The sequence below is a fragment of the Proteus myxofaciens ATCC 19692 genome (assembly GCF_001654855.1).
GTDB lineage: Bacteria > Pseudomonadota > Gammaproteobacteria > Enterobacterales > Enterobacteriaceae > Proteus > Proteus myxofaciens.
The window spans coordinates 1-25,914 of record NZ_LXEN01000097.1; the positions used below are offsets into that span (position 1 = coordinate 1).

Sequence of the window (25,914 nt, forward strand, 5' to 3'; positions counted from 1 at the left end):
TTATTTCTGTAGCGACATAGAAGAAATCACTAATTTGACGCTCATTATTCTTCATAAAATCGCTACTAGCTTTACACTTCCGATCCAAATCTATAGCAATATTAGTTAAAGAGGAAATAGTGTAACCAGATGCTAGGTTGTAGTTTTCACGTTCGAGTACGAACATTGATTTTATCTTATTTAAATACGACACAACTGTATTTCGCTTACTATATATTTTTTTTACTTTCTCAGGATTTTCAGGGTCGATGAATTTGCTTGTTAGCGAATTAAGAATTTCATTCAGATGATTTATAGTACCTGATTTCGCTGTAGAGAAGGGGCGTAGAGTAGTAGATGTCTTTTGCTTATTTACTGTAAGCTTATATTTTTTCAGTGTATCTTCTACTATGTCTTTAACATCGTTTAGAATAGTTTCATTAAGGGTAAAGATAAATATATCATCCACATACCGCCTAATAGTATAGTCTCTACCATTTAAATATTGTAACTCTCCAAGTAAGTTTTCAACCTCTCTATCAATATCTTGAAAAAGAACCTCTGAAAAAATCCTGCTAACTTCTGGACCGATTAATATACCAGCAGTTTCATTATAATTAATTGATTGCATTAAGCGATCAAATATTGTTCCAAACGAGTTCTTTACATGTCTATTCTGCTTTGAAAACTCTTTATTTTTAATTGCCCAAGTAATACTATGGGTATAAATGCTATCAAAACATTTGGCCACATCAATACTACAGAAAACATCAAACTTCTTTTCTAAGTTAATAAACTCCATAGAATTAAAAAATTTATGTAATCTTGTATATCGATTATAAGAAAAATATGAAGCTAAATGCTTATATTTTTTATCATCATATTCAGATTGTATTTCACCTCGTGAATACTCCAAATCATTCATTTCATTATTTTTAATAAAATATTTAGATGATATCCTTGATGGAGATCGAAGACTGAAGTCACTTTTCTGACATGATGAGATTATCATACTTGAAAAGTTTTCATAAAAATCAACTATAGTTAACTGACTCCTTGGATGGATTAGTGATAATACGCGAGAGGAATCGATGTCTTTTTTTATTTTATATGTTAATGGAATTGTATAATCTTCATTAAGATTTTTCTCAAAGAGAAATGAAACAATATCTCCTGTAGATTTAAACTTATTATGATGTGTGATATTATTATAAAAACCTATATTAGAAAAAATAGCCGGCACTTCATACGGAGAGGTTTCTGTTAAAAGAACGCGAAGGTGATCTTTTCTTTTCACAGCTTTAGCAGATCTATTCATTTCCAACACTCCTTTATTTCTTTTAATCTTGAATAGCTAAAAGTATGAAATCTAATCATATAGAAGCCACTTTTAAAATTTAACTTAGCTATTAATCTTTTTTGTTGGATGGTGAGACTGTTTGATATTCTTTTTGAGAAGATATTGTTGCTACCAAACAAAATACTTCTTAAAAAATTATCTAGTCCCACCAGAGAACAATTGAAGCTAACATTCTTATATTGGTAATTATAAAAAATACCCGAATTTATTTTAATGCCTGAAACTGGATCTCGAATTGGATAATTTCCGGTGATAAATTTAATTCTATCATTAAGTAATAAAAAGTCATCATGACTCTTATTGCTATTTATAAACGCAACAAATGATTTAATAATTCTTACTTTAATTTTATGAATTTTCTTAATAGACAGGTCAACATGTATTTTCCTATTTAGACTTAAAAACACATGATCATTTTCATTATATAAATTGTATATTTTGAAGTTATATCCTAAAAAATCTATTTCATCTACTTTGTCAATTTGCGTCTTGTCATCGTTGATATTAGCCCTAGCCCCGGCGATATTCAAAAAAGCCAATTTTTCTTTTTCATGTAAAGTAAGATTTCCAGGCAGGTGACTCGAGAAATAATCAGTGATAAATTGTTTTGTTATTTTCCCTCCATGGTGAATAATTAATATATCATCTACAAACCGAGAGTAATAAAAAACATCTTTCTCTTTTAAAAAGAATGAATCAATTTCCTGAAGACATAGTTCGGCCAGAGTAGCGCTTAAACTTATGCCTCGAGGAAGTCCAGAAATCATTTTCTGATCTAAAGAGTCTTTAAATTTATACAATAGATTTATATCGTACCTTGATACCTTTCCATCAGATACGATCTTATCAAGGAGAACTTTGAAATCTATACTATCGTAAAATGATCTTATATCCAGCCTTGCTATATTATAAGGACTACCATCTTTGAGATTTATAATTAGATTTTTTATAATATCATGCCTATTGACCCGCGAGATTTTGTAGCTTTTTTTTATATTTCGAACCAATAACCTTGATATGAGTTTATCTTCAATAGTTTTAAATTTAATGCCTTTCTTTCCAGAAATGTTTATTTCTTTGACACCATCTTCAAGGAACGATTTTTCCGCAGCTTTCCTTTGTGCACTCTTTGATGCCAAAACTCTGGCTGAGTAGTCAATTAAACTCTTATTATCCATGAGATCACTATAAGTGATACACTCTAGAAGATTGCTATATGTATAAGAAAGTTGCTCCATTTTCGCTCTCTTAGGTTTTGATATTAGGAATCAACGTTCGAGGTTGAACTGATTGATTAGATTAATTTTCTTCATACCGTATTGTATCTGCTTCATTATTTGTATTCCAAATACTAAATGATTGGTGGCTGAAATAAGATGCTCAAATTAGGCTTGTTCACATCAATTTGTAAGCTAATCAACTAGGTTTTGAAACCTTACCTAATAATAAATTACTATAATTTTCAATCATATGCCTTCTTTTTTCTAAATAGTGAGCATGATTGTAAGTACCACGAATATTATTCTTGTCAACATGTGCGAGTTGCATTTCAATCCATGAACTCTCATATCCTAATTCATGCAATATCGTTGATAAGGTATGCCTAAAACCGTGACCTTACCGCCATATCCGATACGCTTGATAACTTGATTTATGCTAGCTTCACTCATCGGTTTGTTCGGATCGTTCCGTCCTGGAAAAACATAATGATAGTTCCCTGTCATGCTCTTGAGTTCATGGAGTAAATCTAACGCTTGTGTCGACAATGGCACAAGATGCGGCCTGCGCATTTTCATCCTTTCAGCAGGAATTTCCCAAATAGCGTTATCCAGATCAAATTCTTGCCATAATGCCGCGTGTAATTCGATGGTTCTCTTAAGCAAGATTACTGATTAGTTAGCTGAAAAATATGGTTCAATTTCAATGAACCTACTCGTTGAAGTTGACAGTTTGACACAGCGCCTTAACTACGCAGCTTGGTTTCGTAAGAATCAGCATAACTTCCTAGGTTATATCAAAGGTAATCACATTAATTCAACCGTCCGATTGAAATAGGATAAGTATTAGGATTGTTTCGCTGCTAATATACAATTACGAGAAGACAGCGAGGCTCTTGTTGAATAGATAAGTATTGGAGACTTAACCAGCAGTGAACGTTTATCGTCAGCTTGTAGTTTAAATCAAGTTAAAGACAGTGTTTACTGTGTCAATCAACTTTAAGAAGGTGATAGCATGCTAAAGTATTTAACAAGTTTAGCATGCTGGACTGCTAAAAATGTGACTTAGCCACAACGTAGCCCCTTTGAAATAAGTTATGCATCCGAGCAAATTATCTTTGTGATCTTTTAAAAGGAATAAATATTCAATGAAAGTGTTTTATCAGAAAGGCTCCAATTGGCGCGTAACTCCGGCGAGGTTACCATCTGAAGATACCATGCTTTCACTATCATTCAACAATTGGGATGACTATGGGGTAAGTACTACTCTCAATGCAGCCTTATATGTTGATGGTAAAGTTTTTATTGAATTTGGCCTTAAGTTGTTAATCGAAAATGACAATTATTCACCAAAAAAACTAAACGAATTATGTGATAATGGGTGGGATGGATTTTTCCCGATACCAGAAACTAATTATGTATCGGTCCCAAGTGATATTGATTTTTATAATTTTTTGATTGCAAAGATTGGAATAGATGAGGCTAAAAATGTTCTTAGCCTAATAAGAGATGCTGGTTATTTAAAGAATGTTATTAAAGATGAAAATGCTATCAAATTAATTGAACATGATGATTTTTCTACATCACCTCTTAGAGAAGCGGGCGCAAGGAAAGCTTATGAAGACGGCTGGAAGCTGTTTAATGAAAAGGTATCAAGCATTAAAGACTTCACACTTAACACTATAAGAAGAGATGGTTTGATTGAACCAATTCGTTTCAAGTTCAATTCGGATTTACTTCCTTATGATATTAATGTCCTTATTGGTGAAAATGGTATAGGGAAATCTTATACATTAAAGTCTTTAGTTGAATACTGGTTAGGTGTTGAACGAGGAAGCAAACTTTCCCTGGATGAAAGCCAGCATAAACCATTTGATCACTATCCAAATATTTCTAAGTTAATCCTTATATCGTATAGTCCATTTGAAGAATTCACAATTGATTTATCCAAGACAAATTTGAATGACAAAGATGCTTATAGGTATTTTGGTTTTCGTAGGATCATTGAGGACCTAGATGGAAATCAGAGGGTAGGTATTAGTAGAAATCTACCAGCAAGCGATTCTGTATCGTCAATATTGAAGTCACTACATGATGATTTGAAGTTTGGTTCACTTCCTAATTGGACATATAAATTCGAAACCATATTGTCTGTCTTGATGTCGGCTATTGATTTTGACTTTATTGCATTTGAAATAATTAAAGATTTTGATCTGCTTAATCAGATTCCAGATTTCTCTAATTTTTTAGTTGGTGAAGGCAAGAAATATCTTAAAATTGATAATCATGTTATTCAAAAAATAGATGAATGGAATATTGATTTAAAAAGTTGCATTAAGTTTGAATCTGGCACTATCTTTATTAAAGGAAATAAGGCAATTGAAATCAGCTCTGGTCAAAGGCTGTTCTGCTATATTGTGGTAAATGTGGTTGGACAAATAAGAAAAGATAGCTTAGTTGTTATTGATGAACCGGAACTTTTTTTACATCCAGCACTTGAAATAGAGTTTATTGAGTTGCTTAAAAAGGTTTTGAAAGCTTTTACATCTAAAGCAATTTTGGCTACTCATTCTTTAGCTATCACTAGGGAGATTCCGGCTAAATGCGTGCACGTTTACCGAAAGCAGAATGATCAAGTCGAAGTCGAATATCCACCATTTGAAACATTTGGTGGTGATATGCAGAGAATCTCATCATATGTTTTTGGTGATAATTCCATTACTAAACCGTTCGATAAATGGATAGAAGAGCAGCTAGCAATATATGAAGATCCTCAGGATATTATTGACAAGCTTGGGGATGAGCTAAATGAAGAAATGTTGATAAAATTGCTTAATTCAAGGAAGTCTCATGGTATCTAAAATACGGCTTCCTGAAGAGGATTCTCTCGAAATTTTGAGAAAGGTGATAAACGAAAGGCAAAAATATAAAGGATTTTACGCTCGGATTACGAATGACCTTATAAACCAAGCAAAATTGTTCATAGAGCATCATGGAAGCCCGTTAGGGATTACTCCTCTTAACTTGAATGACTATACAGATTCCGAAGAAGAAGCTAGTCAGCGAAAGAAATCTTTGGTTGGCCTATACACACCTAAATCTGAAAAGTTACCGTTCAAGCAACTGGAGGCTATGCGGAAGCATAATGGACTAGTTGTTTGTCCTAGCTGTGGGGAGCCTGGAAGGCCGAGAACGCTTGATCACTATCTCCCTAAAGATATATTTCCTGAACTATCAGTTTTGTTACTGAATTTGACACCAATGTGTGATTGGTGCCAAGGCGAGAAACTTACAGACTATGTCACTGAGGATGGGCAAAAGAGATACATTCATCCATATTTTGATGACGTAAACAGACCTTTGTTTTCGATAATATTTACACCTCCATTTTCGACTCCGGCAATAGATATAGCTGTTAAGGATGAATTACCAGAAGAGCTAAAGATATTGGTAAAGTCTCATTTGGAAGGAATTGATTTTCTTACTCGTTTCAAAGAGTACTTTAAGACAAGGTATATAAGTGTTCTGCGGAGAGCTAATAACTGTCGGCAACCTGATACAACAAACTTGCGAGATGTTTTAGCTTTGTGTATGGATATGGAACAAGAAAAATCTATTAATTCATGGGATGCTGTACTATACAGATCTATTCTTGAAAATAATGAGTTAATGGAATACCTAGAGAATGGTCAGTTGCCTGATAATTTATAGAGTACTCTACAGTAGTGTATAACAAACGCATTGAATCTGGCTCTGTATTTTATGTAGGCGTTAACCCATAGAAATTTTAATCCTAAACTGACGAGTTAGAGCAAAATGTCTATCACATTTATACCCTAAAATGAACTAGAATGAGTACCAACTTTTTTGAGCCTAATGTTTAGTAGAGTGTATTTTTTACATATAAAAAAGCAGAAAAAGACAATCAATTAATATTAAATGGTTTTTCTGCTTTTTTTATTTTATACACTTTCAACTAGATAGATCTTCAGCGGTAATAAATTATGATGTCAGTTTTCAATCACCCATTTTTATTTCGTTGTCGTCCAATTTGTCTTGCAGCCTGAATATTACTGAGCTGATAAATACGGTGTTCTGTGCACTGACTGTTTTTGCCTAAATAACTTAATATATATTTCATATCTCTACGACCATCTTTGTCGGAATATTCAATAACACGTTCACCACGAGCTCGATAATGTGGTTTAGGTTTACAGTGGTGTGCATAGCCTCCACCTTCCGTAACCTCTTTCCATATATCGCGAATATCTTCCCAAAAACGATACGTCTATCGATGACGTTGACCATTAATGTAAAAGGCAGCATGAATATGCAAACGATGTTGTTCTCCGTATTCTAATACCCATGCAAACCCTACAATGCTAGAAATATTTTTTATCTTTAGAGTTTTTAAATGCAGTAGCTAAATCATCTACTAGCGACTCTACATTATCACTATTCCATGAATAAGGTCTTTGATAATCAGGAACTTGATAAAATATTTCATCATCAGCTAGGATTTTTTTAAACTTTTAGTTTCTGCTTCTATTTGCATTTATACTATCTCCTTATTTCTGTTACTCCACTTCCAATCCGCTTTTTTTACTTCACCCAATTTATAAAATTCGCTGACTAACTCAATATAATGCTCGAAATCACGATTGATTGAGATTAGGCGATTACAAAGCTCCCAATCTACATTTTCTTTTTCGGTAGCTTGAATTAGAATTTGAGTATTTGCTATGTCATCTTTATCGAGTAAAATCACGCCAATACTGTGTGCCGCACAAAGCATTCTGAGCTCTTTAAGCGTATCTTCTCCGGTCACTTCTGCTGCGACTAAATAACCTAAATTTGCCCATGATGAGTTAGATATTGTCTGAAAGAACACTTCTCTCACATTACTCATATTAATTCTTTTTTTGACTTCAAAAGACCATAAGCGTGTTCTTGGTTCACTGTATTCATTCACGCATGCTTTTAATTTTGGTTGCCAATGTTGTCCTTTATCTTCTAAGCCAACTAAGTCAGGGTGAAGCCACTTGTTCCCATTTTTACCTTGTGTATTTTGGCTTTTCTTTTCATTAATTCGTAATGAATAGATATTCATGTTGCTCTCTAGCCATTTATTAAGTAAAGGATAGAGGTCATGCTCACTCCAATCATTGGGACTAGCTGTCGCATCTGTGATTTCGCTTAGCGCGATTTCCTCATCATCGGTCATTTCACTATAAAAATATTTTCGTGGGCGCTCTATTGTTGTTTTTATTTTGGCGATTTTGTTTTTTTTCGGTGTTAACCATTTCGGTGTTTGTGCACCTATTTCAGCCGCATATTGTTTCACTGCATCATCTAAGGTCGATAATGCTTGGCTTTTGTTCACTTTATCCATCGCCCAGTCAGGATCTTGTTTTACTAAATTCTCAGCAATATCACGCGCAGTATATTGTTTACCTTGATTTTGTTTGAGAAAGGCCAGAGTTTTGTCATAAAGTGAACGCGTTTTATTTATACTCACCATTAAAGTCCTTCTAAGCCATCAATAAACGTATCGAAAAAGGTTTTCAATTTCTGATTAACATGCTCAAAGATTTTTTTACGTTGCAATATTTTAGGTTGATTGATTAACGCCTCTGACATCTCCTCAGTACGAGGAAAACGACCTTCAAAGAGATATTTTTCTATCATACGACGAATAATATCTGGTTTGAGTGACTCACGTTCACACATTTCATCAATGGCTTTTTGTTTTTCTGTGTCTAAATAAGCTTGGAAAATTTGCTGAATATCATCATCTTGTTTTAAGCGTGATAAATCATTTTCAATAAATTGTTGGATCAATGCTTGCTTACTGCGTAAACGTGTATCGCCACTAACAATATCGAGGACTTGTTTTTTGCGTTCTGCTTTTTTATCTTCTGGCATATCACGCATTTCACCAAGTAGTCGTAAAATATAACCAACATTAATATCATCACGATGAATGAGGCTTAATTCAAAATCAATCTCAGCAAGAGGTGACGGTGAGTCAGTTCCTTCTTGCTGGTTTCGGCGTACGCTGTCATAAATATCAAGATATTTACTTTTGAAATCTTCCAACATTTGAGCGGGGACGACTAAATTATCATCGTCATGCTCTACAAACGTATTCATGATATTGCGTAGGCGTAATACATCGCGATAGGCTTTAATAAAGGCCTCTTTCTCTTCATCGGTCTGAAGCAAGTCAACCGCAGCTGGGTTGTTAGCAATATCCAATAAGATTTTTAATTTTTCACGATAATCAGTGAGGTATTCATTATAAGGCTGAACTAGTACGATGCTTTTTGCGTTTTTATTTGAAAATAAACGAATAGCATCATCGGTATTCTGTTTGAGGTTTCTAAAACAAACAATATTACCTTGGCTTTTTTTCTTATTTAAAATACGGTTAGTGCGAGAGAAGGCCTGAATTAGTCCGTGGTAACGTAAGTTCTTATCAACATATAATGTATTGAGTGGTTTACTATCAAAACCTGTTAGGAACATATTCACGACAAGTAAGATATCAATTTCACGGTTTTTCACACGTTCTGCAATATCAACATAATAGTCTCGAAAACTATCACTGTCTTTTGCGCTTTTATTTGTACTAAAGAGTTGATTATAATCAAGAATAAATGAATCCAAATAATCACGGCTGGATGAAGGTGTTTTAGTGTTAGGTAGTACAATATCTTCTTCATCTAGCATATCACTGACACTTTCTTTATCAATAGGTTCATTAGGAGCATAGGTAAAGATAGTGGCAATTTTTAATGGGCGATAATGTGGATTTTGGCGCTGTAGTTCAGCCTGTTTTATTTTAAACAGCTGATAATAACGGATAAGTAATTCAACACTACCAACACAAAAAATAGCCGTGAACTCACGATGCCCAGTTTTAGCATCGTGGCATGCTAAAATATAATCAGTCACTTGTGATAGCCGAGTTTCGCTTTCTAAGATTTCTTTACTCTCTATGGGCTGGGTAAGAATGGCATCACTATGACTTGGGTTAACCTTTCTATTTTCCCCTAAATATTCCACTGAAAAACGCAATACATTTTCATCCCGAATTGCATCAACAATGACATATTTATGAAGACAATCATCAAACAACATTTCTGTAGTTTGCTCTATTCCCATCGTCAGATTGACGTTTTCCGCAAAAATAGGTGTCCCTGTAAAACCAAATAATTGTGAGTTGCGAAAGAACTTTTTAATATTGCGATGCGTTTCACCAAATTGGCTACGGTGGCATTCATCAAAAATAAAAACGATACGTTTATCTTGTAAGTGCTCAAGCTTGGTAATATGGTTTTCTTTGGTAATGGCGGTATTGAGTTTTTGAATGGTTGTTAAGACTAACTTAGTATCAGTATCGATAAGTTGTTTCACCAAAGAGCGCGTATTATCCGTTGTATCGACGCTATCTTTTTGAAAGGCATTAAATTCTTTTGCGGTTTGATAGTCCAAATCACGACGGTCAACAACGAAAATAACTTTATCGACCTCTTCCATTCCCATAATGACCTGACTGGCTTTAAACGAAGTCAGTGTTTTACCCGAGCCAGTAGTATGCCAAATATATCCATTATGAGAGGCTCCTTTTACTCGCTCAATAATTGCCTCACAGGCATAGAGCTGGTAAGGTCGCATAACCATAAGACACTTACCTGTTTCATTTAAGATAGTGTAATGGGTGATCATTTTAGCTATATGGCAAGGCTTTAAAAATTCATCTGTAAAGGCGCGCAAATGGGTAATAAGATTATTGTCTTTATCTGCCCAGAAGAAGGTTTGCTCAAAATCTAATGTTTTATTATTGGCGTAGTATTTTGTATTAACTCCATTACTAATAATAAAGATTTGCGTAAAGAGATAAAGCCCACTGCCAACCCAGAAGGCATCACGGTGATAACGGTCAATTTGATGAAAGGCTTCTTTTAATTCTAACCCGCGACGTTTTAACTCGATTTGAACTAGAGGTAATCCATTAATTAAGATCGTGACATCAAAACGCGTTTTACGCGTTTGTTGTTCGGCATTATATTGCCGAACTTGGTTGGTAACTTGAAACTCATTACAGCACCAATCTTCTTGATTAATAAAGCGTATCCATTTTTGAGTACCATCATCTCGTGATAAGGTGTAATAATCACGTAGTACTTTAGTTCGTTCAAAAACGGTATTTCCTGCGGTGAGATGCAAATAGATACGTTCAAATTCACCGTCTGTTAACGGTAAATGTTGAAGTTTATTATGTATTTCAATTTGTTGACGAAGGTTGTTTTTCATTGATGCTTCATCGTGCACATCAACCCAGTCATAATGCAAATCAGTGGTTAAATGTTGAATTAAATCCTGCTCTAACTCAAATTCACTCTGTGTTTTTTGCATATGAGGGTTTCCTTCCTTTTATTTAATTAATATTAATAGGGTAAAGATAGTGTATTTTACTTATGAATCATTGTTAAACAAACATTTGTTGTAATAAGCCTTGTTTCCATTGTTTTAATTTATCGAGTTTATTATTTTCAATGGTTATTTTATCGTCGATAGAGGATAGAAAATCAGCAATTTTTTGTTGTTCTTCTTCTAAAGGTTGAGGAATGGGTAAACTGAGAAAATGAGATGTTGTAATATTCATTCGGTCATGCCTTGCACCACTATTAGCTACACTTTTCATATAGTCATGCCATTGAGTACTTTCAAAAAAATATTGATAGAATTGGTTGTTACCTTTAGTGAATCTAAACACAGTATATAGCGGAGACATTACTCCTAAGCTATGTTTGTTCATTTTTATTGGTCCCACTGGTGCAGAGGACGATATTCTTGGGTTATAGACAAAATCACCAATATTAACAACGTAATACCCACCTAAATTACTTGATGTAACTATTTCTCTATCAAAATAATCAGCTTGAGATACTATTCCTCGAGTTGCTGAATTTGTTAAAACATTTGAGATATTTTTATCTTTATTTTTAATATTAACTTTTAGAGCAATGCTGGATAATTCACACTCGTTCCATTCAGAAAAACTAGCACCATTATCATCTTTAAATCGAATTTTTTGACTAAATAATTTTTGGAGCATTCCTTTCTTATACTGCTGTAATAGCTCGATTTTTCGACTTTGTAGCATAATTTTTTTGTCAACTGATAATAAGAAATCGGCAATTTTTTGTTGCTCAATGAGTGTTGGAAAACAAATAAGACACGAAGCAACATCACTTTGCCCAATAGTGGTCATTGTTGCTGTTTTACCTTTTTTGATTAGTTGTTTTCGAACAGAACTAGATTTCAAATTATAGTTTAAAAATAAAGGATTAATTTTGGAACTATCTGGCGTGAATTTAATTAAATGACCGTCATAGGTTATATCTAAAGAATCCCCTAAGTAAATATTTGACCACGCAATTCCCTCTTTCACTAATGAAGAACGAGTAAAAAATATATCAAAACGGGAAACTTTATTTCTTTCAAATATTTTTTTATCTAAATTTATGAGGGTTAAATCACCTTCATAAATAAAAGGCTCTTTATACATATTAACAACATTTATTAATTTGTAGCCAGAACCAACATGAGCAGGGTCATTGAAAACGCCATTACTTAACAATTTATTTATTGATAAGTTTATCAATAAATCATAGTCCCATATCTGATTAAATAACTTAAATCTAAGTGTTGGCTGAGCTTTCATTACATAAATCCTTTAGACAAAGTTAGGGGGGAGGAAATTTGTAATTCTTGGCAATATTGAGAGATCTTTTCATCTACACTGACCATCTCTGATTCAAGAGTAATGATCTCTTTAGCAATAGCATTAATATCAATATCGTCTTCAGCTTCAAAAGTCTCCACATAACGTGGGATATTAAGGTTATAATCGTTATCTTTTATCTCTTTTAAAGACGCTAAATAGCTAAATTTCTCAATCACTGTTCTATCGGTATAGCAATCAATAATTTTATCGATGTGGTTTGAGGATAAAAGATTCTGTGTTTTAACTTTATCGTACTCTTGGCTGGCATCAATAAAGTGGATATGTTCATCATCTTTACGACATCTCTTTAGCACTAAAATACAGGTAGGAATAGTCGTACCATAGAACAGGTTAGCAGGAAGCCCGATAACAGCATCAATACAATTGAGTTTTTCAATCATGTATTTTCGAATATGACCTTCAGCGGCACCGCGAAATAAAACCCCATGCGGTAATACTACCGCCATCGTTCCATCTTCCGCTAAGTGGTAATACATGTGTTGCACAAATGCCATATCAGCTTTCGTTTTGGGTGCTAATTTGCCGTATTGACTAAAACGTGGATCACTCAGCATCAGACCATCAGCTGGCCAGTGTGCAGAAAATGGTGGATTGGCAACAATGGCATCAAAACGTTTATCAAGGTGCTGAGGTTGGGTGAGGGTATTTTCTTGCACAATTTCGAAATCAGCGTAATGCACACCGTGCAATATCATATTCATTCGTGCCAAGTTATAGGTTGTGCGGTTTAATTCTTGTCCATAGATTTTACCGACGGATTTAGCTTCTCGTTTCACACGTAGCAGTAAAGAGCCAGAACCACACGTAGGATCATAAACATTTTTTAATTTGAGTTTATGAGCGGTGACAATTTTAGCAAGTAACTTAGAAACCGGTTGTGGCGTATAGAATTCGCCCGCTTTTTTACCTGCACCACTGGCAAATTCACCAATCAGATATTCATAGGCATCGCCAAGGATGTCAGTATTGGCGTCAGCTAAGTTAAAACTTAACTCATCCAGTTTATTAATAATACTGGCAATAAGTTCATTTTTTGCGGCTTCAGTATTACCTAGCTTACTTGACGTTAAATCTAAATCTTCAAACAGGTTACTAAAATCATCAACAGAGTCAGAACCGAGAGTACTTTGCTCAATCCCGCGTAATATCTTACTCAAGTCTTCTAAGATAAAGCCTTGACCAACACCTTTCGGGTCAGCTTGAATGCGTTTAGCTAAAGAGTGAAAGAGGGATTCGGGGGGAAGATAATAACCAATGGCCTCAACTGCATCACTTTTAACAGCTTCTAGAATATCGGAATAATCGGGTGAATGAATATCTAGCGAGCTATACGTTAAGCCATCTTGTTTTAAGATGCTGTCAGCGTAGTTAGCAAACTGCTCAGATAAATATTTATAGAAAATAAAGCCCAAGCAATAATCACGAAATTCATCTGCATGCATTTTACCCCGTAAGGAATCTGCAATATCCCATAGTTTACCCTGAAGTTCGCGTAACTGCTGTGCGTCATTTGCCGTTGTCATTTAACTACCTTGGATGATTAGAAAACACAATATCGTTATGTTATCTTATCATAAAGGCATCGTTTAAGTTCAAATCTTGTTGCTTAAGAGATGAGTACACTGATACGAAATATTGAATTACCAACCAAACAACACATAATCATCCATTATCCTTGTCAGTCCCCAGTCCCCAGTCCCTAGTCCCCAGTCCCCAGTTCTCCGTCTGTTTGCCAATTATCCATTCTATCTGCTGTTCTTCAGTTTTTATCTTCAGGACATTCAGCCAATCGTTTGGCGGAAAACCCAGCATCAAATCATATCAGCACAGTCACATCAGTCTAGGACGTAGCTCAGGATTATTGAACTGGTTAAACAGACTAATTCAGTTTGTTAGCAAACGAACATTGTTCAAGTCGGGTGCTATCTTAGTAGGCAATCATGGACGATTAAGCTGACATCAATATCAGCTTGGACAGATAATGGTTCAGGAGGCGTTCTAGCGTGCATCAAGTGGTACGGATATACCGGAACAACAGTGAGTGTGTTGTCGGTGTTACTAAAGCAGAATAGGGTAGTGATGTGATGTGATGGTTATGCTCTGGACTCGGCAATACGTGCTTGTAACCAATTTTCAACTTCGCTCTTTAACCAGCGAGAGCTACGACCCAGCTTTATAGGCTTTGGAAACTCTCCATCTTGGATCAATTTATAAAACCACTTGTCTGTTAGTCCCGTTAAACGGGTTATAAATTTCATATCAACAAATTGGTCATCTAATAAGGGAATCGCTTGAGTACTCATTATTGAACTCCTGTCTTTAAAGTTAAAAGGCAGAAGGGATATCGATAAATGTTTAGGGATATCTCTCTTCCAAAAGATATCCCCCTCATGTTTTTTATTAGTAGATTAACGGCTGCATCCAAAAGAACGCTCGCCATCACCATAATATTTTGTATGCTCTTTGGCTAAGTAACGACAGCGCTGGTTTAATTCAAAAATAGAGTTTTCATTGTAGGTATTACTATTATCTAGCCAAGTAACAGCTTTATCTGGAATTTGAACTGAATAACGATCAGTAGGGTAATCAATACCAATAGCGCAGCACCATGCTTGCTGTATTAATGCGTATAACGTTCCTTCCGTTTTCTTAAAATCCCCTAAACCTTTATAAACGTCTTTGTTCAATAGTAAAAGCACATGGTAGTGCTTTCTATTCTTTATCTCACCGAATTCTCTAACCCATACATAAAACAATGAGCATGAATGGTTACGCTTCCATGCTTTATTTTTACGTTTTAGGTCAGCTTCTATTTTGGCTTTTAATGATTCAAAAAATCGAGTAATAACGCTGGAATCGTTAAAGTTAAATATATTTGATGAAGGAAAGCGCAAATCCACTCGAATAGCAGCAACACGATTGTGTGTTAGGAGGGATTTACGAATCGTGTGGTTTATTTTCTGAATGTAATGCTCGTTGTAGGTGTTTCTAGACATGATTTATACCTTTGGTTGGTTTTATTTCATATCTAGAATCGGTGTTGTTAAAAATATGAGTTTATCGTTTATAAATTATGGTCTATATAAATTACGCAATAGGTGACAGGGTAATATTTAATAATCAATGAGTGACTTTATTAATAATCAATGAGTGACTTTATTAATAATAATACTATACCAACACGCAAATCTTCACACACATACTCTGTGTAGCCGTCATTAATGGTTATACGCACAGTCCCGCTCATTCTATCTACTCTGATATTAGTTTCTTTTGTTTTTAGCTATACTTGATATTGTTTTCTTGGTTCATGTCACGATATACAAGCTATAAATGACCTATTATGACACAATCAATGCTACGTAAAATACAGTGTTAGTCTGTGCTATGGTTACTTACTAGATTGAATGAGGGTAAAGTGATGAAAATGGAAGAAAGTATGAAAATTCAAATTAATGATAATTATCTAAAATATAGAAAGATTTATATTGGTGAGTATCTTATCTACAAGAGTAATAAAGCTTTTCCTCTTGGTTTTTTTACCAAGAATCAATTTGAAAAAAATGATTCCGAAATTATTTTTTTAATGAAAGAATTTTTAGAGAAGAGTGGGATTAATAGTGAAGGCTTCTTTGATGAGGTTAATCTTCTTTTACTTAGAAATTTAGTTAACGGGGAAAGTTTTTTTAAAGATAAACGCTTTTCATTTTTGGTTATTAATTATCTAATGAAAATATATAACTATAATTTAAAAAATGGTGCTTTCCCTCCTTCTATTATTGCCACCGAAAATTTCTCACCTATAGATCTATACTCATTAAATGGTGAGGATATGCCTTTTCATTACATGATAGCATTACTTGATTTTATTACAGTTGTCATTGATTACAAGAAAACTATTACAGATGTAAATGAAATGAAAAAAACATATCTTTCATATTATCAGGAATATCAAAATCCTTTTTCTTTTTTACCTAAAAGTATAGGTTCACTAGAGTGGATAGTGTCTAGAATGAAAGATAGGAAAATAAATATTTGGCGTGATAATGATGTTAATGTTTTAATTAAAAATGATGGATGGAAGTGTGTTCTTTCATGTTTTGATTTTTTTTTATTTCTCTGCGTAACTGATTCAAAAGTATCTGATGTTAAGCTTTTTTTATTGCGAACAAGAAAAGCATGGAGTCAAAAGAAATTCCGTGATGGAGTTAAAGGTAAAGAGGTATTGAATACCTATATATCTAAAGAGTCAAAGTTAAAATTAAAAAAAATAGCAAAGCATCATAATAAAAATATTAATGAAATTATTGAAGCTATGATTGATCAAATTGACTTACCAGAGGAACCATTAGAAAAGTTAATATTGGAAGCTAAAAAGGAAAATTAAAAAAATTACAGATATATATTATTAACTTGAATAGCCACAATGATTTTTCAAGGATGTAATATGAACCTACAACCCGAATTAGGAAGGGTGATATCCGCCTTTCCTGCTTCATTTAAAAATCTCTTTTTCAACCAACTCAATCACCTAATCAACTACTCCCCCACCATCGGCCTGATGGGTAAAACAGGTGCTGGCAAATCCAGCTTAATCAATGCCCTATTCCAATCCCAGCTATCGCCTGTGAGTGATGTCTCTGGCTGTACACGACAAGCCCAACGCTTCAGTATGACAATGAAGAGCCATACACTCACCTTTGTTGATTTACCCGGTGTAGGTGAAAGTATTGAGCGAGATAGAGAATACCACCAGCTCTATCGTAACTTACTACCAGAGCTGGATTTAATCATCTGGGTACTTAAGGCCGATGATAGAGCGTGGTCTTCTGATGAACAGTGTTATCGCTTTCTCACTGAGCAATGTGGTTATCAACCAAGTCGCTTTCTATTTGTGCTGAACCAAGCCGACAAAATAGAACCCTACCGCCAGTGGAATGAACTGAGCCACCAGCCATCCCCTGAGCAAGCGGCTAGCTTAGAATTGAAGCAACAAGCCGTGATAACCGCATTTAAGCCGCATCATCCTGTGATGGTTGTATCTGCAATCGAAAACTATCAACTCACTGAATTAGCAGAGCAACTAATACTGGCGTTACCGGCGAAAGCCAGTAGCGGTGTGGCTAGGCAACTGAACAACACTTACCGGACGCAATTTGTAGAAACTTCAGCACGTAACGATTTTGGGCAATGCGTTAGCGATATCGTCGATACGCTGATAGACATCCTTCCCCTACCTGCCTTGATGAAAAGTACGATTGGTACGGTCAAAAATAGCATCGTCTCCGTCGCTAAATCCCTGTGGAGTTTTTTCTTTTAACTTCTTAAATTAACACCACATTGATGACATCAAGCGCCAGTCCTTAACGGGATTGGCGCTTTTTTATTTCTTTTTATTGGAGTATCAACTTATGAATAACACAACTGAATCCTCTATCACAATGGAATTAGTCCCCGATGAACAACGCCTTGATTTTTGGTTCAACCATTTTGGTGCAGTGAAAGGCTGGGTCACCTTTGAAGTGGTGATCTTCACCACCCTAGGGCAATTTTGTGAGGCCTATAACGGTGGCTATTGGGAATACTGCACACTGTCCAATGGCGGTGCCTTTATCTACCCCGATATCAATGCACACACCTTAACCCTATTCAACATGCACAACGGCAATGAAGCCACGGTGAGCCAAGAAGCGGCAGGGATTGTGGTGTGTCTGATCCTGTACAGTATCTGGTCATTCCAAACAGAAAGTGAAGTGATGTGCGACCGCTTTTATCAACTGCGTGACTACGCTTCACAACATCCCGAATCCGCTGCCATTTTCCACTTAATTGATTAATCAGGAGTCTATCATGAGTTTATTAGCTTCGCGTTTTGGCTCTGCTAACAGTATTCGTCGTGAGCGCCCACTGACCATCGAAGAGTTATTCCGTACTGTACCGAGTGTGTTTTCTGAAGAAAAACACGATTCACGCAGTGAACGATATACTTATATTCCTACCATTACCTTACTCGATAGCCTGCAAAAAGAAGGCTTCTACCCGTTCTTTGCCTGCCAGACTCGAGTACGTGATGTGAGCCGTCGAGAACACACCAAGCATATGTTACGACTTCGACGCCATGACCAAATTACGGGAATACAAGTTCCTGAAATTATTTTGCTCAATAGCCATGATGGCTCAAGTAGCTATCAAATGTTACCGGGACTCTTTAGAGCCGTGTGCTCTAACGGTTTGGTGTGCGGTGATGTGTTAGGTGAAGTACGTGTCCCCCATAAAGGGGATGTGGTGGGTAAAGTAATTGAAGGGGCATATGAGGTACTCGATACGTTTGAGCAAGTGGCTGAAAAACGCGAAAGTATGCAGTCGTTATTGTTACCGCCTCCTGCCCAGCAAGCCTTTGCGGAAGCGGCGTTAACCTACCGCTTTGGTGAAGAGTTCCAGCCCGTCACACGAGAGCAAATTCTACAGCCCCGACGCGTTGAAGATAAAAAAGAAGACCTCTGGACAGTGTACCAACGTCTACAAGAAAACCTGATTAAAGGAGGATTATCAGGCAGTACAGCAAAAGGTAAACGTGCCCGCACTCGTTCGGTGAATGGGATTGATGGCGATATCAAACTCAATAAAGCCCTGTGGGTGATGGCGGATACCTTATTTAACCAACTCGCCCCTCGCCAGCCCAACTAATTTTCCCGCCCTGACAGGTTGTGTCGTTACACCTTACATTCTTATCGTTCAAATAAACATCATAACGTTATTTATCAATGAATTACTTATAGTCATTTTTCACTAAAAAGCCGAATGAGAATTTTTCCCAACAGACATAACCTGTCAATCCCCTAAGTTAAACTCCCTCACTTCTTAATTTCCTAACGTCTGTTATTGAGAGCAATACGTTATGTTTCAGATTAACCGAAAATATGACCGCATGGCTGTGCGACTCTCTGCGCTGATTGCCCGCTTAATGGCAGGAGAAAGCCTTGTGCTCTCATGTTTAGCCCAAGAGTTCAATGTTTCTGAACGCACGTTACAACGGGATTTACGTGAACGCTTGGCTTATCTGGGTGTAGAAGGTCGGCAAGGTTGTTATCGCTTGCCCATCAATACGTTAAAAGCTTATCGAGACAAAGATGTTCTTACTTTTGTGAAACAGATTGGAATGACTCGGTTGTTTCCGGGGCTAGACAGCCGCTTACTCGGGTTACTGTTAACACAGCAGCCCCATGCACCTTGTTTGATTTGGCACCACGCCCATAAGATTTCGGCTTTGCATGCCGACCATTTCTATCAATTGGTGTATGCCATTACCAGTAAGCAATCTATTAGCCTACTTACGCCTGAACGTCGTTTTAATCCACTACAACCTTATCAACTGATTTACCGTGAAGGCCAGTGGTATTTACTGGCGGAATATCATCAGCAAGTGCATGTTTTGCTGTTAGAGGATATCCAACAAGTTCAGCCGCTAAATACCCCCTTCACACCGAAACACGCAGTGATGCAATTGTCACAACAAAACAGTTTTATCGCGGCATTACCGCATTTTAGATTGATATCACAAGTACTTACCTCTCTTCCATCACACAAAGAAAGGAGCCGACCATGACGTTATTAGCCCCACTAGCATCGCATCCAACCCATTGCCCTCACTGCTCTTCTGAACAAGACATCATTGCATGGGGCACGGGCTGGATGTGCCGCGATTGCGGTCATGAATGGGCCATGCCTATTCAAAGTCACCCTCATACCGTGAGTTCATCATCACATAAGGAAGCTTAAAAATATGAACACCGTTTCACACTTACAGTTGGGTTTAGAACGGATCGCTATCGTTATCAGTATTTTGTTATGCCTTTGGATCACTGGCGTATTGCTAACACATTTCCAGCTTATCGCCCTCATCATGAACCCGTATGGGATCACATTGATGTACTTCGTTTTATATCTCTTGGCGTTGGTTATCCCACAACTCTTGGCGCAATTAGGCTTGTGGGTTTTGAGCGCCTTTAAGGGGATTGATTATAAAATCCATTTCAACCCCAAATTAGTTGCCATTATATCTACCATCATTATCGGATTAGCCCTCTCTAGCCTACTGATCATCATGTCATCCGGTTGGCTATACGGTTTTACTGAAGGTATCGCCACCACGATATTGCTAGTTGATTTGCTTATTGCCAGTGGTATTGCCTTTTATCTTCATCGGCGAATTCGTCACTGGGTTTCAGTGCGATTAAACCGCTAGCCATAACATTAAATATGATCAGCAATTTTTGTTGTGAATGTCTTATTCACCAGATAACCACCTAATACGCCATATCAGGGAAAGCCAAGCACCCATTAGACGGTGTTCATCAAGCGTCAATCTGACGTTTCTATTTATGTTGATAGGAATTTATAATGAAAAGATATGTAGTTGTAACTGTATTGGCCTCACTGTGGTTGATGACATCATCAGCCTCTGCCACCAGCCAGCCCCCTAAAAATACCATTTGGGAATATAAAGGGGATGGCGGTAAAACCTTATGGCAAGTGTGTGGAAGCCAAAACAACACCTGTCGGATTGTGGGCTCAACCAAGCATTATGTTGCTGTACTAAATCATAAATCTGCGTCAGGTTGCGCATTTGGTGATTTTTATATCGTGGCAAGAACCGATGGAAACTGGCAACAACGCGATACGGGCACTTGTAGCCCTAACGCCTATGTCCAAAAAGGGACGATTAATAATGGTCAGTACTCTTCGGTCGATATTGGTGTTGGCGGGACGATTGTAGCTCGTTACCCCATTGGGTATTGGAGTATGCAAAAAGAGTTCTCAGGCAAGAACCGACCGCGCTGGAAAGAAAAAGACCGTACTAAAGGTGGATTGCAAACCAATCAACAATAAATAACATTCTCGCTACCGTTACTTGCGGTAGCGAGGACAATAAAAGATAACAAAAGGTAACGTAATGAATAAGATAAAAAGTATATTTGCAATGAGCTTATTGGCAGTCAGTACATTTAGCTTGGCTGAAGAACAACAGCGTTATGCGAGCATCACACATACGAGTTCAAATTTTATTAACCAAGGCTACTGTGGTTATTCATTTACCCTCGATAATGGTGGTAACCATATGGTTTTAGACCACGCGGAGTTTGGTGCGCTTGAGATAACCTTGAGAATGAAAGATGGGCAAGGAAAAGTATTAGGGGATATGGTACTGGAAGTGGAACCTTTTGGCGATTCTAGCGCCACTCGTGCCACTTTTGCAGGATTGGAAATTCCGTGTGAAGATGTCGCTGAATTTGAAGTGGTTAAAGCTGTGGAAGATCAGAACGGGCGTAAGGTTGAATTGCCGCTATCGATCTTTCAGGCGAATAATCCAGAGCTAGCAAAGATGTCGGTGGCTGGGGAAAAATAATTTTAGTTGTAGTCATTATCTTTTAAACAGATAGCGCTACAATTAGTTTTTATATTAGGTTGATAGCCTTACTTGATAACATTAATACTATCAAGCCATTTTTGGTAGTGAAAGCCAATATGTGTATTAGCTCAGTTTTGATCTGACATAGTTGTGACGTAAAACTAAATCTAGCTCGACAGGGTTGCTTTGTACCAAAGTGGACGTTACATGCAGCTTATGTCGAACAATAGGAAGTAGACTATGCTGTAAGATGTGAAGTTGCGGTAATTGTACTCATTATTAAATAATTACTTTACGAACATAGCAACCTAGCTTGTTCATTCTGTATTCTAGCCTTATGACTTTTTCAGTAAGGATGAAATATGTACGACAACGAATTAAAAGCATTTGCGCAAGAGCAAGAGAAAAAGTTGATTAATGCTTTGGCAAATACCAGAGAATATTCGGGAATTAATTTTGAAGTAAGAAATAGAGATGACTATCAGAGGGATTATGCGCGCATTCTATATTCATCATCATTCCGCAGATTACAGGGAAAGATGCAACTCTTTGAAGTCGATCCTGAAAAATTCAACAGAAATAGGCTAACGCATAGTCTTGAGGTAGCGCAGATCGCTCGGAGTATTGCTTCAGACCTTGAACTGGTACATCCAGTGGTAGTTGAACTGGCAGCTTTGGCTCATGATATCGGTAATCCCCCTTTCGGTCATTCAGGTGAAAAGCTGCTTAATGAGCTTTCTGAGGATATCGGCGGTTATGAAGGTAACGCGCAGGCGCTACGCATCCTGAGGAAGCTTGAAAAAAAATACGCAAACTGCAGTGGGTTAAATCTGACTCATCGTAGCTTACTTTCGGTCGTTAAGTATCCCAATCCTCGTTCCTCGGCTGACAAGTTCATTTATGATGATGACTTTGATTTTTACATTAATCTGCTTGCTGAACATCAGCTCGATTTGAAATCTGGAGAAAGAACGATTGATGCGCAGATAATGGATCTTTCTGATGAAATTGCCTATGCAGCACATGACCTAGAAGACGCCTTGAGTAGAAATATGGTCACAATCGAAGACATTGAGTATGAGTTTCTGATTTCTGATAAGTACCAGGGGGCATTGGATCAATTTAGAGAAATTGTCAGTAAGTCAAAAGCAACAGCCTTTAAGGCTATTTCACTAAAGACTTCAGAAGAATTTGCAATGATTTTTCGCAAGGAGTTGACCTCCAATATTGTCAATTGCCTCGTCACGGACATTTCTGTAATTAAGAACAAAAATGGTTTTCACGAACTTGGATTTGGAAAACTAAATGCGTTATCTGAAGGCCTAAAAAAGCTTCTTTTTAAAGTTATCATGCGAAAACGCAATATACTTACCTATGAATTTAGAGGAAATGTGATAATTAAGGATTTATACTTATTCTATAATAAGGATGAGAATTATAAGTTCCTTTCTCCTGAACTTAAGTTTTCCTTACCCAAAGAGGAAACTGATACATTTGATGCCAAAAAAAAGCGCGCTGTGGTTGACTATATTTCAGGTATGATGGACACGTTTGCTATAAAAGAATGGGAAACGCATTGCCTGAAATAATATAATTATTTACCGGAGGTGCGAATACATTTATCATATTTTTGTCTTCACACCTTTCAGTAATTGGTTGTTTTTAACTGCAGTAAAAAGTGAAATAATGTATACAGAAATCGTGTTTTTCTCTTCTATTTTCCTAGCTTATTCAGTATCACAATTACCTATATTAGATAACCATCAAAAAAAGTAAGAATTTCATCTGTTGGTACATGCGTTGGTATAAATAAATTTACACTTTAATATTTTAATTTAGATCATGAGGTTAAGTATTATGTACGAGTCCGGCCTTCGCACCAAAAATCAGACGCTAATAGCGTCTTTTTTTATGTCTAAAATTCTAGAGCCTCATCAATCACTTTAGATAGTACATATTATCTTTACTGAGTTGAGCTAAACGTATAATTTTACTGATTAAAATAGATTAAATTACTATCAGAATATTGGCTTTTATAATTTCTAATTGACTGATATTTATGACTTAGCTTAGGACATAGAAGATATTTTTGTTAATAGCGAGTTTATTCTCAAGAGTAGATGAGAATGGTCTTTTTTATTAAATGTATAAACCAATATTGGATCTTTATTAGCTGCAGATGCATTTAAACAGCGAGTAATTCCTATAATAAAGAGTAAAATATTTTTCATAATAATAATCTTAAAGTTATTGCTGACGTTGTATTAGCCATTCACCAAAATCAGACATTATTTCAATAAGTTCTTTTAATCTTAATCCATCATCTGTCAGTGAATATTCTACTTTTATGGGGGAGGTAGGATAGACTTTACGTTTTACAAATCCGGCTTTTTCTAATGCCCGTAAATCAAGTGTGAGCATTCTTTGTGATATAGCTGGCATATACTTACGTAATTCACTAAAACGCTTTGGCCCTCTAAGGAGATAATAGGCAATTAATAATCTCCAACGTCCGCCTAATAAACGCATTGATTCTTCTACAGGACAACCACTTATATTATCTTTCATAATATCCATCTTTGTTTGTTGGTATATATTTTGTACCTATATGACATTTTTATGCCTTCTTACTTTTATATCCTCTATCTGTTAATGTGTCATCAACTAATACAAAGAAAGGTAGAAATACTTATGAAACTATATTATATGCCTGCTGCATGTTCTCTTTCTCCACATATCATTGTTAATGAACTTGGCTTGGATGTAGAGCTAATAAAAGTTGATAGCAAAACACATATGACAGATAAAGGAATAAATTATTATGACATCAATCCATTAGGGTATATTCCATTACTCGAACTTGATGATGGAACAACCTTGAAAGAAGGCTCTGTTATTATTCAATATCTTGCTGATTTAAAACCAGAAAAAAATATGATACCAGCTAACGGTATAATCGAGAGATATAAATTACAAGAATGGTTAAATTTCTTATCTTCAGAAATACATAAAGGATTTATTCCTTTACTTAAACCTGAATTATCAGGAAAGTATGGTACTGAAACAGCAAAGCCTAAATTAGAGCAACGTTATTCTTGGATTAATGATGAATTAGCAAATAAAGATTATTTAACAGGGCAATTTTCTGTAGCTGATGCTTATTTATTTGCACTAACCCAGTGGGGAAAAGCACAATGGCTGGTACCTACATATAATGCAGATATTAATTTTGAAAAATTCACAAATCTACGAGATTGGTATTTAAGAATGAAAAATAAGGAATCAGTAAGAAAAGCATTAATAACAGAAGGTCTTATTAGTGAGTAAGAGATAATATATAATTTCTAATTGATATTTAAATAAATATATTAAAGTCTAGGCTTCAATTAACATTAAGTCTTTTCTAATGGTAGCTGTATGTCTAGGCTTTAACCATCCCTATTCTTGAGCATGATCTTTAAATATTGTTTTATTAAATTGAGAGTTATATCATAGAATATACTATTAATTTTAATGAGTGAAAATAAAATGAAAAAATAATAATTTTTCTAAAGAATATAATGGTGCTTTTATATAAACAATTTGATGTTATTATTCATATAATTATCATCTTTATATTATGTTATTTTTGTTTTTTATTTTTACCTACTTTATCTATTGCAATAATCGGATGTGTTTTAATTATTGTTAGTATGTTTTTACTAAGTATGTTTATTATTCCATGAAAATTTTATCAAAAAAATTAATTAAAATTTAAGTTTATTATTTATAGGTAAAGCGAGTTATTTTTAATGCCATCACATACGTACGGTTACATATATGAATTATAACAATTGAAAATATCATTGGGTGATACTAAAAAAAAGACGCTTATTTAGAGCATCAAAAATAAATATTTTGATAAATAAATTATTTTTAATAAATCTTTATTATTCATTATGTTAATGAGGTTTTTATGATTGTGATTTGCATCAATAGGTATTATATAAAATAGAGGGTATTTCTATTAAGGATATTGATAAAAATATATGGAAAGTAATCTTGCTCTATGTTTTATAAAATATAATAATGGGTTAAATTTGATATAAAATAAATTATTTATTTTTGCCGAAAAATTTTAAAAATTAATTAT

At 35.5% G+C, this 25,914-nt stretch carries 23 protein-coding genes and 1 pseudogene; 13 read left to right on the plus strand and 11 right to left on the minus strand.

Translation table 11 applies throughout. The features are described from left to right. The 3 genes and pseudogenes from drt3b to M983_RS10105 form a co-directional block, all read right to left on the minus strand. A partial coding sequence (gene drt3b, locus M983_RS10095; RefSeq protein ID WP_167348681.1) for an antiviral reverse transcriptase Drt3b occupies positions 1-1,297 on the minus strand: 1,297 nt, incomplete at its 3' end. Then, positions 1,294-2,577, minus strand: coding sequence for an antiviral reverse transcriptase Drt3a (gene drt3a / locus M983_RS10100; RefSeq protein ID WP_066749978.1), 1,284 nt, complete (start codon positions 2,575-2,577; stop codon positions 1,294-1,296). The genes drt3a and drt3b, both read right to left, overlap by 4 nt. Positions 2,578-2,755: 178 nt before the next feature. Further along, a pseudogene (locus tag M983_RS10105) lies at positions 2,756-3,213 on the minus strand (tyrosine-type recombinase/integrase); the annotation flags it as partial. 491 nt (positions 3,214-3,704) lie between these two features. On the opposite strand from M983_RS10105, the gene M983_RS10110 reads away from it, so the two are divergent. Next, entirely contained in the window at positions 3,705-5,417 is a 1,713-nt protein-coding gene (locus M983_RS10110) for an AAA family ATPase (RefSeq protein WP_066749979.1), read from the plus strand. Further along, complete coding sequence (locus tag M983_RS10115) at positions 5,407-6,267, plus strand: hypothetical protein (protein WP_066749981.1); 861 nt, start codon at positions 5,407-5,409, stop codon at positions 6,265-6,267. The genes M983_RS10110 and M983_RS10115 overlap by 11 nt, the downstream gene beginning before the upstream one ends. Positions 6,268-6,938: 671 nt before the next feature. Here M983_RS10115 and M983_RS18065 read toward each other — a convergent pair. The 7 genes from M983_RS18065 to M983_RS10145 form a co-directional block, all read right to left on the minus strand. After that, positions 6,939-7,076 carry a DUF262 domain-containing protein gene (locus M983_RS18065; protein WP_083954586.1) on the minus strand — a complete coding sequence of 46 codons (138 nt, stop codon included), beginning with the start codon at positions 7,074-7,076 and terminating at the stop codon, positions 6,939-6,941. 35 nt (positions 7,077-7,111) lie between these two features. Continuing rightward, entirely contained in the window at positions 7,112-8,074 is a 963-nt protein-coding gene (locus tag M983_RS10120; RefSeq protein ID WP_210433241.1) for a COG2958 family protein, read from the minus strand. A gap of 2 nt (positions 8,075-8,076) precedes the next feature. Then, positions 8,077-10,977, minus strand: coding sequence for a type I restriction endonuclease subunit R (locus tag M983_RS10125; RefSeq protein ID WP_066749983.1), 2,901 nt, complete (start codon positions 10,975-10,977; stop codon positions 8,077-8,079). Between the two features lie 73 nt (positions 10,978-11,050). Continuing rightward, complete coding sequence (locus tag M983_RS10130; protein ID WP_066749985.1) at positions 11,051-12,289, minus strand: restriction endonuclease subunit S; 1,239 nt, start codon at positions 12,287-12,289, stop codon at positions 11,051-11,053. Next, on the minus strand, positions 12,289-13,896 hold the full coding sequence (locus tag M983_RS10135; protein WP_066749987.1) for a type I restriction-modification system subunit M: 1,608 nt from the start codon (positions 13,894-13,896) through the stop codon (positions 12,289-12,291). The genes M983_RS10130 and M983_RS10135 overlap by 1 nt, the downstream gene beginning before the upstream one ends. A gap of 570 nt (positions 13,897-14,466) precedes the next feature. Further along, entirely contained in the window at positions 14,467-14,676 is a 210-nt protein-coding gene (locus tag M983_RS10140) for a helix-turn-helix transcriptional regulator (protein WP_066749988.1), read from the minus strand. Positions 14,677-14,781: 105 nt separating this feature from the next. Then, on the minus strand, positions 14,782-15,369 hold the full coding sequence (locus tag M983_RS10145; protein WP_066749990.1) for an inovirus Gp2 family protein: 588 nt from the start codon (positions 15,367-15,369) through the stop codon (positions 14,782-14,784). A gap of 425 nt (positions 15,370-15,794) precedes the next feature. Here M983_RS10145 and M983_RS10150 point away from each other — a divergent pair, with 425 nt between their 5' ends. From M983_RS10150 to M983_RS10185, 10 genes are all read left to right on the plus strand, one after another. Continuing rightward, positions 15,795-16,760 carry a hypothetical protein gene (locus M983_RS10150; protein ID WP_066749992.1) on the plus strand — a complete coding sequence of 322 codons (966 nt, stop codon included), beginning with the start codon at positions 15,795-15,797 and terminating at the stop codon, positions 16,758-16,760. Positions 16,761-16,820: 60 nt separating this feature from the next. Further along, entirely contained in the window at positions 16,821-17,693 is an 873-nt protein-coding gene (locus M983_RS10155) for a GTPase family protein (RefSeq protein WP_066749994.1), read from the plus strand. 91 nt (positions 17,694-17,784) lie between these two features. Continuing rightward, positions 17,785-18,210 (plus strand): antirestriction protein, encoded by a 426-nt coding sequence (locus tag M983_RS10160; RefSeq protein ID WP_066749996.1) that lies wholly within the window; start codon positions 17,785-17,787, stop codon positions 18,208-18,210. A 13-nt stretch (positions 18,211-18,223) separates the two neighbouring features. Next, complete coding sequence (locus M983_RS10165; RefSeq protein ID WP_066749998.1) at positions 18,224-19,060, plus strand: DUF932 domain-containing protein; 837 nt, start codon at positions 18,224-18,226, stop codon at positions 19,058-19,060. Between the two features lie 472 nt (positions 19,061-19,532). After that, positions 19,533-19,979 carry a WYL domain-containing protein gene (locus M983_RS17910; RefSeq protein WP_245684034.1) on the plus strand — a complete coding sequence of 149 codons (447 nt, stop codon included), beginning with the start codon at positions 19,533-19,535 and terminating at the stop codon, positions 19,977-19,979. A gap of 242 nt (positions 19,980-20,221) precedes the next feature. Further along, a complete protein-coding gene (locus M983_RS17915) occupies positions 20,222-20,383 on the plus strand; it encodes a hypothetical protein (RefSeq protein WP_245684035.1) in 162 nt (53 codons plus the stop codon). Further along, positions 20,370-20,618 carry a hypothetical protein gene (locus M983_RS17920; RefSeq protein ID WP_245684036.1) on the plus strand — a complete coding sequence of 83 codons (249 nt, stop codon included), beginning with the start codon at positions 20,370-20,372 and terminating at the stop codon, positions 20,616-20,618. Before M983_RS17915 ends, M983_RS17920 begins: the two co-directional genes overlap by 14 nt. A 155-nt stretch (positions 20,619-20,773) precedes the next feature. After that, complete coding sequence (locus M983_RS10175; protein ID WP_066750002.1) at positions 20,774-21,262, plus strand: hypothetical protein; 489 nt, start codon at positions 20,774-20,776, stop codon at positions 21,260-21,262. Between the two features lie 64 nt (positions 21,263-21,326). Continuing rightward, on the plus strand, positions 21,327-21,779 hold the full coding sequence (locus tag M983_RS10180; protein WP_066750004.1) for an IrmA family protein: 453 nt from the start codon (positions 21,327-21,329) through the stop codon (positions 21,777-21,779). Positions 21,780-22,144: 365 nt separating this feature from the next. Then, on the plus strand, positions 22,145-23,371 hold the full coding sequence (locus M983_RS10185) for a deoxyguanosinetriphosphate triphosphohydrolase family protein (RefSeq protein WP_066750006.1): 1,227 nt from the start codon (positions 22,145-22,147) through the stop codon (positions 23,369-23,371). 658 nt (positions 23,372-24,029) lie between these two features. On the opposite strand, the gene M983_RS10190 is transcribed toward M983_RS10185, so the two are convergent. Further along, the gene (locus M983_RS10190; RefSeq protein ID WP_066750008.1) at positions 24,030-24,350 is read right to left on the minus strand and encodes a winged helix-turn-helix transcriptional regulator; all 321 of its coding nucleotides are present in this window, start codon (positions 24,348-24,350) and stop codon (positions 24,030-24,032) included. A gap of 123 nt (positions 24,351-24,473) precedes the next feature. On the opposite strand from M983_RS10190, the gene gstA reads away from it, so the two are divergent. Beyond that, positions 24,474-25,109 (plus strand): glutathione transferase GstA, encoded by a 636-nt coding sequence (gene gstA, locus M983_RS10195; protein WP_066750009.1) that lies wholly within the window; start codon positions 24,474-24,476, stop codon positions 25,107-25,109. The last annotated feature ends 805 nt before the right edge of the window (positions 25,110-25,914 follow it).